The sequence below is a fragment of the Haemophilus sp. HMSC066D02 genome (assembly GCF_001810545.1).
Taxonomy (GTDB): Bacteria; Pseudomonadota; Gammaproteobacteria; order Enterobacterales; family Pasteurellaceae; genus Haemophilus_D.
Genome location: NZ_KV801804.1, coordinates 181,210 through 192,804, shown reverse-complemented (window position 1 = coordinate 192,804; position 11,595 = coordinate 181,210). Strand labels below are relative to the sequence as shown.

12 protein-coding genes and 2 other RNA genes are annotated in these 11,595 nt (G+C 39.5%); 9 read left to right on the top strand and 5 right to left on the bottom strand.

All coding sequences use genetic code 11. From position 1 onward, the window contains the following. The first annotated feature begins 2 nt into the window (after window positions 1-2). The 4 genes from HMPREF2750_RS01135 to HMPREF2750_RS01120 are packed head-to-tail and all read left to right on the top strand — an operon-like array spanning window position 3 to window position 1,108. The gene (locus HMPREF2750_RS01135) at window positions 3-248 is read left to right on the top strand and encodes a hypothetical protein (protein WP_070582250.1); all 246 of its coding nucleotides are present in this window, start codon (window positions 3-5) and stop codon (window positions 246-248) included. A gap of 11 nt (window positions 249-259) precedes the next feature. Further along, window positions 260-454 carry a hypothetical protein gene (locus HMPREF2750_RS01130; protein ID WP_049372663.1) on the top strand — a complete coding sequence of 65 codons (195 nt, stop codon included), beginning with the start codon at window positions 260-262 and terminating at the stop codon, window positions 452-454. After that, on the top strand, window positions 429-941 hold the full coding sequence (locus HMPREF2750_RS01125) for a MazG-like family protein (protein ID WP_070582249.1): 513 nt from the start codon (window positions 429-431) through the stop codon (window positions 939-941). The genes HMPREF2750_RS01130 and HMPREF2750_RS01125 overlap by 26 nt, the downstream gene beginning before the upstream one ends. Further along, window positions 941-1,108 (top strand): helix-turn-helix domain-containing protein, encoded by a 168-nt coding sequence (locus HMPREF2750_RS01120; protein ID WP_049367448.1) that lies wholly within the window; start codon window positions 941-943, stop codon window positions 1,106-1,108. Before HMPREF2750_RS01125 ends, HMPREF2750_RS01120 begins: the two co-directional genes overlap by 1 nt. Here the strand turns inward: HMPREF2750_RS01120 and HMPREF2750_RS01115 are convergent. Both HMPREF2750_RS01115 and ssrA read right to left on the bottom strand, forming a co-directional pair. Continuing rightward, a complete protein-coding gene (locus HMPREF2750_RS01115; protein WP_070582248.1) occupies window positions 1,089-2,420 on the bottom strand; it encodes an integrase arm-type DNA-binding domain-containing protein in 1,332 nt (443 codons plus the stop codon). The genes HMPREF2750_RS01120 and HMPREF2750_RS01115 overlap by 20 nt on opposite strands. A gap of 155 nt (window positions 2,421-2,575) precedes the next feature. Then, window positions 2,576-2,941, bottom strand: a transfer-messenger RNA (tmRNA) gene (gene ssrA, locus HMPREF2750_RS01110). 107 nt (window positions 2,942-3,048) lie between these two features. Here ssrA and HMPREF2750_RS01105 point away from each other — a divergent pair. After that, on the top strand, window positions 3,049-3,546 hold the full coding sequence (locus tag HMPREF2750_RS01105; protein ID WP_070582247.1) for a hypothetical protein: 498 nt from the start codon (window positions 3,049-3,051) through the stop codon (window positions 3,544-3,546). Between the two features lie 109 nt (window positions 3,547-3,655). Further along, entirely contained in the window at window positions 3,656-4,723 is a 1,068-nt protein-coding gene (gene dinB / locus HMPREF2750_RS01100; RefSeq protein ID WP_070582468.1) for a DNA polymerase IV, read from the top strand. 86 nt (window positions 4,724-4,809) lie between these two features. Here dinB and rnpB read toward each other — a convergent pair. Further along, an RNA gene (gene rnpB, locus HMPREF2750_RS01095) (RNase P RNA component class A) lies at window positions 4,810-5,186 on the bottom strand. A gap of 124 nt (window positions 5,187-5,310) precedes the next feature. Between rnpB and HMPREF2750_RS01090 the strand changes: the two genes are divergently transcribed. Next, a complete protein-coding gene (locus HMPREF2750_RS01090) occupies window positions 5,311-6,246 on the top strand; it encodes a KpsF/GutQ family sugar isomerase (RefSeq protein ID WP_070582246.1) in 936 nt (311 codons plus the stop codon). After that, window positions 6,246-6,791: a KdsC family phosphatase gene (locus tag HMPREF2750_RS01085; RefSeq protein WP_070582245.1), complete on the top strand. Its 546-nt coding sequence runs from the start codon at window positions 6,246-6,248 to the stop codon at window positions 6,789-6,791. The genes HMPREF2750_RS01090 and HMPREF2750_RS01085 overlap by 1 nt, the downstream gene beginning before the upstream one ends. Window positions 6,792-6,865: 74 nt before the next feature. On the opposite strand, the gene HMPREF2750_RS01080 is transcribed toward HMPREF2750_RS01085, so the two are convergent. Beyond that, entirely contained in the window at window positions 6,866-9,520 is a 2,655-nt protein-coding gene (locus tag HMPREF2750_RS01080; protein ID WP_070582244.1) for a PqiB family protein, read from the bottom strand. Further along, on the bottom strand, window positions 9,504-10,757 hold the full coding sequence (locus tag HMPREF2750_RS01075) for a paraquat-inducible protein A (RefSeq protein WP_032822728.1): 1,254 nt from the start codon (window positions 10,755-10,757) through the stop codon (window positions 9,504-9,506). The genes HMPREF2750_RS01080 and HMPREF2750_RS01075 overlap by 17 nt, the downstream gene beginning before the upstream one ends. A gap of 168 nt (window positions 10,758-10,925) precedes the next feature. On the opposite strand from HMPREF2750_RS01075, the gene proQ reads away from it, so the two are divergent. Further along, on the top strand, window positions 10,926-11,573 hold the full coding sequence (proQ, locus tag HMPREF2750_RS01070) for an RNA chaperone ProQ (RefSeq protein WP_005698557.1): 648 nt from the start codon (window positions 10,926-10,928) through the stop codon (window positions 11,571-11,573). Window positions 11,574-11,595 lie beyond the last annotated feature (22 nt).

Sequence of the window (11,595 nt, the reverse complement as noted above, 5' to 3'; positions counted from 1 at the left end):
TTATGGAAAAAGTGAAAAAAACAATAAAAGTAAAGCAATCAGTGCAACGGATATCTAATGGCGTAAATTCGCCAGTAAGAAAAATTGTGCAAATAGCTATGTCAAATAATTTGAGCAACCATGGGTACATGGGAGAAATTATTGCTTTGTGTGATGATGGTACTTTATGGCAAAGAGGGATTCAAATTACCGATGAAAAATTTGAAGGTGGTGAATGGTTCAGACTTAATGATATTCCGCAGGATTAAAGTTAAATATCATGATTGTAATTAAGGAACTTATTCAAGTTATTTATTTTAATGAAAATGACCCACAAGCGGGTGGATTGGCTTTATATAATGATGGCACAGTACATGAATTAGATTCTTTTAATCGGCAAAGTAAAAAACAACTATCAATAGACAAAATTAACACAAATGAGGCATTAAATGACAACATTAACACAACTTATTAAAAATATCGAAAATTGGGCAGAAGCTCGCAATTTGATTGAAGGTTCTACACCGAAAAAACAATTCATTAAATTAATGGAAGAATTCGGGGAGCTATGCAGTGGCGTATCTAAAAATAAAATTGATGTGGTGAAAGATAGCATCGGGGATTGCTTTGTGGTGATGGTGATTTTGGCCGCACAACGCAAGAAAGATGAAATGCTTTCAGCGGGTGCAGTTGCCGAATTTGTTGAACCATACGGCAACAATAAAGTTGATATTGAAGATCATTTAATTAATTCATTGTATGCGTTGCATCTTTTAAGCCATGAGTTAAGCAGTCATGCAAATATTAGTGTTTTTTTTATGACATGCTTTGTTCAACTGTTAGAAGTTACAGATCATTTTGATTTAAATATACACGATTGTGTGCAAGCGGCATGGGATGAAATCAAAGACCGCAAAGGGCGTATGATTGACGGCGTGTTTGTGAAAGAAGGTGATTTATAATGGAACGTTATTTTTCAATAAAAGAGATCGTGCAGACTGGCATTTGTTCAGAAGCCACCGTGAAACGTTGGATTTCTAGTGGCAAGTTAAAGTCTTATAAATTCGGTCGCTCCCGCAAGATTGCGGAAAGCGACTTGAACGAATACATTAAGACTTGTCGGCAATAATTTCTTTGAATAAACCATTCGCACATTTTTCAACATAGTTTGCCCATTCTTGAAACGTCTTTAATCTGTAAGGAAGATATTCCGCCCGATTATAGGCGTTTCTTATTTCATCGGAATTCAAATGGCTTAGGCAAATTTCGATGACTTCTTTATCCAATCCTAGTTCTAGGCGATTATCATTGCAATAGCTGCTGAATAACGACCGTATGCCGTGATTTGTCATGGTGCCTTTGTATTTTCCGCCGTCCATTGTTTTAATTACTTCATTCGGCGTTTGGCTGTTGATATGCTTTTCGTTCCTCGCCTTTGATAAAGTGGACGGGAACAAATATTCCTTGTTTGCGTGTTGCTTGATGTATGAAAGCAAGGTTTCAGCCTGTTTACTTAATGGCACAAGGTGCAATCGCTCCCCTTTCCCGCCTTTTGAAATTTCCACTTGCCACACTTTGCCATTCGGTAAATTCTCGTGTTCGATGATGTCAGAATATTTTGCGCTGACAGTTTCGCTCGCCCTTGTGGCATTGAGCAATCCCCACAAAATCGCAAGTCGCACTGTTTGGGATATGTTGGCCCGTGCAAGGCTAATCATAAATTCTGGTAACGCTTTGTAATGGATTGACGGGTGATGTTTGTTTTTATTCACTGCAGGGAGATCATCGCCAAGATATTTCCATTTGTTGTTTTCCCAATATTCAAAACGTTCGGCATATTCTGCGATTGATTTTAAAACCAAATAACGCTTTTTCAATTCAGCCGTTGCACCTGATTGGCGATGCGGTTCAAGCACGGATAAGCCGTGTTTTAAGGTCAATTCTTTGAAAGGCACGTCACCAATTAAATCAATGGCGGCATTGACACGTCTTTCTGTATCAATTTTCGTTTTATCTGTGTAATTGCCTTGTTCTTTGCCGATTTTCGCACGATAGAGCAACCATTCATTTGCAACATGGGCGAATGTGCTTTGTTGTTCTTTTAGTGCATCTATGGCTTGTTTACGCTCAAATTCGTGTGGGTCAATCTTATTGGCTAAAAGTTGGCGGAATTCAAGTGCTTTTTGGCGAGCATCTTTAAGCGATACAGTGGGATAAGTGCCGATGGTTTTTTCAGTGCGTTTTAATGTGTAGGGCCGTTTATAATTAAACACCCACGTTTTCACCCCGTTTGGTTTGACGACAAGTTTCAGCCCTTCCCCATCGAATAAATAATAGATCTTTTCCGCCGCTTTGGCGTTGTTTACCTGTGCAATGGTTAGCTGTTTGATGATTTTTGCCATGGTAGGAATTTCATAAAATGGTAGTAAGATTTTGCGCATTGTAAGTTCTTACTTCCATTTTTACTACTAAAAAATGTGATCGTTTGTGAAATTAACTGATCTTTTAAGCAGTATTAAGACACAAAACAAAAACGGTCAAACTATTGATTTTTCAATAAATTTGACAGTTTGTGATCTTTTTAGATCTTGTTTTGTGGTGGAGCTGGCGGGAGTTGAACCCGCGTCCGAAATTACTCTACCTTCAGTACTACACGTTTAGTCTCGTCTTTAATTTCACTTAAGCATGCGGACAGACACGCTAAACTTAAGCTAGTTTGATTCAATTTAGTGCTTCGATCCTCAAACAGCGGCTTCCACACGATCTCGTTTTGGTTTGACTCCGCTTTATCCCCGTCTTACGAGCGGAAGCTGGGGAGCGAAGGCTATGAGCAGGTTATTAAGCTGCTAAAGCGTATTGTTCGTCGTTTGCGACTATTTTTTTGCGGTTTATTTACGAGGCCTACCGCACCTCGACGTGCACCTTGGGCTTCGCTAATCCCGTCGAATCCAGAATCAGCCCCAAAATCGTTCGGCAGTTTATCAAAAAATCTAAGAAAGGAAAAGAAGCTATTTATTAACCTGAGAAGTTAGGGTAAAATTTTGCCACTTTTTTATAAGGAATCGAATAATGAAAACATTAAAATCTCTGACCGCACTTTCATTAGGTGCATTATGTTTAGCATTTAACACACAAGTTATTGCAAAAGAAGCAACACCCGAAAAAGCAACACAACCCCAACAACAAGCGGTAAAAGCGAGTGATAACATCGACAAATACCTTGCCATCAATATTGGTAATCGTGAAATGGTGGTTGATGAAAATGGCCAAGCGTTAAGTGCATTCAAACATGAAATCACTAACATTGGTCAAAAACCAATCAAAAACATTCAATGGGTGGGCGTATATGTGAATAACCGTAAAGTTATTTACAGCCAAGATATGCAAATCAATTTAGAAACTCCATTACAACCAGGCAAATCCATCAATATTAATTTACAAATTCCGTTTGTTCAATTGGCTGAAGACGCACGCAAAGTCTTTATGAACCAACAAGAAAAAATTGATGTTTATCCTATTGAACGCGTTATCCTGTTTGGTGATAAAACCGTTCTCTCAGATCGTTAATTCTCTTCTCTAGCCCACGTAATGTGGGCTCTTTAATTACTGTATGGTTGAACAGTTATTTTCTTTTCGATATACTAAAAACACGCCTAATTTTGACCACACTTATAGCATGAACTCCACCCGAAAAATCATTCACATTGACATGGATTGCTTTTATGCCTCTGTTGAAATCCGTGAAAATCCAACGCTACAGGGTAAACCTGTTGCTGTGGGAGGAAGTTCTCGACAACGTGGTGTGCTCACCACCTGTAATTATGAAGCTCGAAAATTTGGGCTACACAGTGCGATGCCTACGGCACAAGCCATCAAAAAATGCCCTAATCTGATTTTAGTGCCCGTTAATATGCCGCTTTATAAACAGGTATCCGCACAAATTCATCAGATCTTTCAACGCTATACTTCTATCATTGAGCCACTTTCATTAGATGAAGCTTATTTGGATGTCACGGATTGTACACAATGTTCAGGATCTGCCACTTGGATCGCACAAGAAATTCGCCAAGCGATTTTTGATGAATTAAAACTGACCGACTCAGCTGGCGTTGCCCCCCTTAAATTTCTCGCCAAAATTGCTTCCGATATGAATAAACCGAACGGACAATTTGTGATTCAACCTCATGAAGTTGAACAATTTGTAAAAACACTGCCATTAAAAAAAATCCCTGGCGTAGGCAAAGTCACTTCTGAACGTTTATTAAAAATGGGATTAGAAACTTGCGAAGATGTACAAAAACTCGACCAATCTATTTTGTTAAATATCTTCGGTAAAATGGGCAAGCGAATTTGGGATTTTAGCCATGGCATTGATGATCGTGAAATTCAAGCGCATCGGGAGAGAAAATCTATCGGCGTAGAACGCACTTTATCCGAAAATATTCGTCATCTCGAACAAGGCATAGCATTGCTAGATAATCTCTATACCGAGCTTATTCGTCGCATTGAACGAAGTGCACCGAATATCCCTTTAACTGCTTTTCGCAAAATTGGGGTGAAATTAAAGTTTGAAGATTTTCAGGTGACGACCTTAGAAAAAACTGGCTTGCCTTTATCACTAAAAAGCTTTCAACAATTACTGGAACAAATTTGGCAACGTAGCCACGGAAAATCCATTCGTCTCGTTGGATTACACGTGAATTTACCGGAAGAAAGCCATTTAGAACAAATGAGCTTGTGGTAAAACACAAAAGGAAATGACCGCACTTTTATTCATTCCATCCCGAGTAGGATAACGAAAAAACAAAAGTGCGGTCATTTTTGATGAATTTATTGAGTTGGTCGATAAGCCGAGTTCTGTCGTGGACAATCATTCCTCTAGGCGACAAATTACTCTGCCGCTCAAGCAACCTACCCGAACTCTGGACGGGCCACCCATTGAGTTCCTATTTGGTCTTGCTACGAGTGGAGTTTACCTTGCTGCACGTTGTTACCAACGGCACGGTGTGCTCTTACCACACCCTTTCACCCTTACCGTTTTCACGGCGGTCTGCTCTCTGTTGCACTGGTCGTCGGCTCACGCCGCCCGGACGTTATCCGGCACTCTGCCCTTTGTAGCTCGGACTTTCCTCTCGTTTACTTGTCCCACTAGGTCGTGCGAACACGGTTAAGGGCTTCAATAAACCAGCGATTGTCTAACCAACTCGCGGCGTAGTATAGGGGGAATTCAAAGAGCGGTCAAATTTTCATTCTTATTTTTAATAACTTCCGTTAGAATAGCCCCATAAAATACGGTTATTTTCAACCGCACTTCTATTATAAGGATTTCCTATGAATTATTTACAAATCGCACGAGAAACCCTTTCTGTTGAAAGCCAAGCGCTCACACAACTAAGCCAACGCTTAGGTGATGAGTTTTCTCAAGTTGTGGATCTTATCCTTGCTTGCGAAGGTCGTTTAGTTATCGGTGGTATTGGTAAATCAGGGCTAATCGGCAAAAAAATGGTGGCGACTTTTGCTTCCACGGGAACCCCAAGTTTCTTCCTTCACCCGACCGAAGCCTTTCATGGTGATTTAGGTATGTTAAAACCGATCGACATCGTGATGCTGATTTCTTATAGCGGTGAAACCGATGATGTAAATAAACTCATTCCAAGTTTGAAAAACTTTGGTAATAAAATTATTGCTTTAACCAGTAATAAAAACTCGACACTTGCTCACCATGCGGATTATGTTTTAGATATCACCGTAGAGCGTGAAGTCTGTCCAAACAACCTCGCTCCAACCACTTCTGCGTTAGTGACTTTAGCCTTAGGCGATGCCCTTGCGGTTTCATTGATTACTGCTCGCCATTTCCAACCAGCTGATTTTGCGAAATTCCATCCAGGTGGAAGTCTTGGTCGTCGTTTGTTATGCAAAGTGAAAGATCAAATGCAAACTCGCCTACCAATTACGACACCAGATACCAGCTTCACTGATTGTTTAAGCATTATGAATGAAGGTCGTATGGGTGTGGCATTAGTGATGGAAAACCAACAACTTAAAGGCATTATTACCGATGGTGATGTGCGCCGAGCATTAACCGCTAATGGTGCTGACACGCTTAATAAAACCGCGAAAGAACTGATGACCTCGTCACCGAAAACTATTCATGAAAATGAATTCTTAGCGAAAGCGGAAGACTTGATGAAAGAGAAGAAAATTCACTCTCTTGTTGTGGTCAATGATGAAAATAATGTTGTGGGGTTAGTGGAGTTCTCAAGCTAATGATTAACGAAAAATTAAAGAAAATTAAATTGGTCATCACCGATGTCGATGGCGTATTAACTGATGGTCTACTCCATTACGATGCGAATGGTGAAGCGATTAAGAGTTTCCACGTTCGTGATGGTCTTGGTGTCAAAATGTTGATGGATGCAGGTATTCAAGTCGCCGTATTATCGGGCAGAGATTCGGCGATTTTACGTAAGCGAATTAGTGATCTCGGAATTAAATTGTTCTTTTTAGGTAAGCTTGAAAAAGAAAGTGCTTGTTTGGATCTTATGAAACAAGCTGGTGTTACGGCAGAACAAACTGCCTATATTGGCGATGACAGCGTCGATCTCCCTGCTTTTGCAACCTGTGGCCTTTCTTTTGCTGTGGCAGACTCTGCGCCTTATGTGCAAAATGCTGTGGATTATATACTTTCACTTAGCGGCGGGAAGGGTGCATTCCGTGAAATGTCCGATATGATTTTACATGCTCAGGGCAAAGATGAAGTCTATACTTCAGCCAAGGGCTTTTTAAAATCACTCAAAAATATGGGGCAATAGCACTATTCAAAATACCTAAAAAAATAACCGCACTTTGATGATTCAAAAGTGCGGTTATTTCTTTTTATGTTTTATTAATTTACCGGTAAAGCACCCGAATTCCAAGTTGGTGCTTCAGCTGGTTTCTTCACTTGCAACATAAAGCGCTGATTTGCCGTTGCTTGCGGTTGCACGATCGTACCCGACGGGGTCGAGAACGAAATTCCACCTTTCAACAATTGCTGTACACTACCGGTATTAAACTCTGCGCCTTTCCAACCAAGGTTGAAATCATAACCTGATGAAACCCAGAACTCTGAATTTTTGCGTACTAAATGTTGATACTTCGGTGTAATCGCAATATGTACCAACACACGATCGCCTAAAGAATTCAATTCAAACTTACGAACGGTTCCCACTTCAACACCGCGATAAAGCACAGGTGATCCTTCCGTTAAATTCATCGCATCACTCGTTTCCAAAATAAATGGCACGCCATTGCTGTATTTATTTCGAGGTTGTGCGGTTTGCGCTAAATTAAACTGTGTTTTTGATGGACCTTTACCTAATTCAATATCAATGTAAGGCTGTAAAAGGCTATCTAAGTTTTCAATTCCACCCGCTGAGATTTGTGGGGAAATCACTTTAAATACCGTCCCCTCTTTTGCAATCATGCCCATATAACTTGGGTTAATTAATGCTTTTGCTGTGATACGATTTGTTTTTTGATCAAGGGCAATCTGCTCAACCTCACCAACATTCATACCAAGATAACGCAAACTCATTCCTTTACTTAAAGCGGTTGCATCATCTGTTATTAACGTAATCACTTGCCCAGCTGATTTAGCTCGAAGTTCACTTGGATAAAGTGTTTTATTTTTGCCTGAACCCGTATTATCAAAACTAATTGCGCCTTTTAATGAACGAGCAACCGGTGAAGCTTGGATACTAATGCCTTTCGGCGTAATATCAATCTGTGCCGCACTTTCAACCCAGAATACGCTTTTATCTGTTAGAAGATCTTGATAAGCCGGATAAATGTACACATCAATATCAAAATTATTGGCTTTTGGTCTTACGTTAATAATTTTACCCACTTCAAACTGACGATAAAGCACCACAGAACCTTTACTAATACTTGGCAAATTCGTGGAATGTAACACAATCGTTGGATTCACTAAGTTGCCCGTAACACCTGTTTCTGCACTGCTAATATCCTTATAAAGTGGATAGGTAGAATGCGGTGCGCCATTTCCTTTTTTCGCTAAGACACGCACGCCACCTTGCAACCATTTTGATGGTGTCGCAGATTCAAAACGTAAGCCATCAATACTCAAACTCACATCAAAATTAGAGGCAGCGACAAACTGAGTGTTTTCATGAATAAGATTGCGATACTCTGACGCAATCGCCACTTCAAATTTGACACCATCAACATTTAAGTGCTGCTTCACAATTTGCCCAATGGCAATATTGTTATAAAACACCGATTGTCCTTCCGCGATACCATAAGTCTCTGGTGCCGTTAAGGTCAAAACCAAGGTATTTGGTGCTTTGAGTAATAACTCATTTTCTCGAATGACTTCGAATTGCGTTTTGCTTTCTCCACTTCCTGGAATAATTTCGAAATAATCACCACGGAAGAATTTCTGTGGATTGGCAATATCACCTAAATCTAACTTGCGACTTTTCAACACAATGTGCGTATTGGTTTTTAAGAGATTAGCCTGACTTGGCTCAATTAATAATGTCCCTTGTAAAATATCTTCATTATTTTCGACGGTTCTTAAAGACGAAAGCAAACCAACTTGCTCATCACCATAATAAACTGAAGTTTGTCCTGCTTGTAAACCTGCTGAAACAGGTAGAGTCACTTCAACTTCAATCCCGCGTTTAGCCGCTTGTAAATTAGAATAAAGGATATAATTGCTATTAGTCACCGCTTGCGGGCTATCTGATGGCGAGTCGAATGATACGGCACCTTGCACCACTGCATTTAAACTTTCCACTGCCACATTCATACCAGATGAATTAATGTTGGCGTTAATACCGCTAATATTCCAGAAACGTGAATCTTTCTTCACAAAATGCGCGAAGGCTTTATCAATCACCACATCAATTTCAACTTTATTGTCTTTATTGAATCGGTAATCATAAATTTTCCCGACTGGCATTTTTTTGAAATACACAGAAGCACCGATCGAAATTGAACCTAAGTCATCTGAAATTAAATGAATTAATAAATCCCCAGGATTGACTTGTGCAATAGGGCCTTGCTCTTCCGCAATAAATTCATCTTCTGAATCACCATCACCTGGTTGGAGGGTAATATAATTTCCTGAAACCAAAGAATCTAAGCCTGAAATACCTGCAAGAGACACACTTGGCTGAACAAGCCAGAACTTGGTATTCTCTTTTAACACTTCTGTTGCTTCAGAATAAATATTTGCCTCAACTTTCACTTTTTGCATATTGTCGGTAAAGTTAACCTTCTTCACGACACCAATTTGCAAACCTTGATAGCGAATAGGGGTTTTATCTGCAACGAGCCCTGCCCCATTAGAGAACGTGATCGTAATAGTCTTTCCTCGTTCTTGTACAATTTGGAAAAATAAAATGGCACCAATACATAATGCGATAAAAGGTAACAACCAAAACGGTGAGATGCGTTTATTCTTACGTAATAACGCTTCTACATTGTTAGATTGCTCATCAATAGATTGAGATTCTGGTTTATTGTTTTCTGTCATAAATTTTCCAAATTAATCGACTATCAAACTGAGAAGTTGAAATCATAGTTAAAAACACTGCTGCACCGAAATAAAATGCCGCAGGGCCTACAGTAAAATTAATAATCTGTCCGCGTGTTACTAGAGACATCATCAAGGCTAGCACAAAAAGATCCAGCATTGACCAACGTCCTACAAAGTGAACGATATGTAATAGCCGCATTTGCCATTTAATTGAATGTCTCCATTTAAAATGCACGCTTGCCAGTAAATACAACATAATGAGGATTTTGCTTACGGGCACAAAAATACTGGCGAAGAATACCACGAAAGCAACAAAATAGCTGCCCATGCTTATAAATGACATTACACCCGACATCAAGGTATCTTGTGACAAACTTCCTGTCAAATAAACGCCAGATATTGGGAGCAAGTTTGCAGGGAAAAGCATGATAATCCCCGCCACTAATGTCGCCCAAACACGTTGTAATTTTACACTCTCTGGTATTTCAATAAGCGATGCACAACGTGGGCAAATGGCTCGATGACGGTGATCGTATTGTTGATCTTCTTTTAAAAAAGTGTAATCGCAAGCGGTACAAAGCTCTAACGGTTTATCACTTTTGGTAACCGGTTTCTGATCGGGATAAAAATCATGCCATAAATCATCTAAATTAATTTTAATGAATAATAAAGTGGTTAAAAGTGCAGTAAAAACAAAAGCAATTAAATACACATCCACTTCTAATGTGGCATATTCACGCACTTTAAACATAGTGACAGCCAGTGCAACTAAATAGACGTCGAACATCACCCAAGGCTTAATATAACCCACAAATAATAAGACATTACGAGGCTTAATTTTGAGTAATTTAGAAATCTGCAACATAATGACTAAAATTGCAAAAGAGACAGGCATTAAAACAGCACAGATGAAAATCATAAATGCAGTATAGGAATATCCCTCTACTGCCATTTTCCAAATCCCTTTCCAAACAGAAGCATCAATTTTGGTACCTAGTAAATCTAAGCTCAATAAAGGATAGCCTAAAGCAAATGGCATTAAAATTAAGATAGAAAGGGCGATTAATGAACAACGTTTAAGTGACCAACGACTTCCCGATTGCAATTTATGATGGCAACGCGGACATTGCGCGTATTCCCCTTCTTGAGGACGACAAACAGACACCGTTGCATCGCATCCTATGCAACGCACAAGTTTATAAGTAGCATGAGTAAAATCAGGTGTTTTTGTCATTATTTCATCAAAAATTTAAAAAGTGGACTATTTTAGCCTTAATTGAGGGGATTTGTGAAGTTATACATCTGTACTAGAAACGGAATTATTCCGCCCAACCATTGTCAATCCTTATAAAAGTGCGGTAAACTGTGCAAGTTTTTATTTTTATCCTAGGAAAACGCAGAAATGACAGATTCTCAAGTTGAAGCCCAAGCTGAAAATAATGCTGAAGGCGTTCAAAAATTAACTGATACAAAAGCGATTATTGCATATCTTGTGGAAAAATTCCCGCTTTGCTTTATTGCAGAAGGTGAAGCAAAACCATTAAAAATTGGTCTTTTCCAAGATCTTGCAGAAGCATTAAAAGATGATGAACGTGTCAGCAAAACTCAATTACGTCAGGCTTTACGTCAATACACTTCTAACTGGCGCTATTTACACGGCTGCCGTGAAGGAGCTGAGCGTGTGGATTTATACGGCAACCCTGCTGGTGTATTAGACGCAGAACACGTTTCTCATGCGGCGCAACAATTAGCAGAAGCAAAAGCTAAATTTGCAGAAAAACGCAAAGCAGAATTAGCAGCGAAAAAAGCACAACAAAAACGACCTGCTCGTAAACCAAATTCAAATCAAGCAACTCGCAAACCAAAAGCACCACAAGTAAAACTAAGTGCGGTTGATTTCACCACACTTTCTGCAGGTAGCAAAGTGAAAGTGAAAGTGGCTGAACAAGCGAAAAATGCGACCGTATTAAATGTGGAAAAAGATGGCGCACGCGTAGAACTTGAAAATGGTTTAGTGATGACAGTCACCGCAGATCGTTTATTTGCCTAATAATTTATTTCTTATCGGGAAA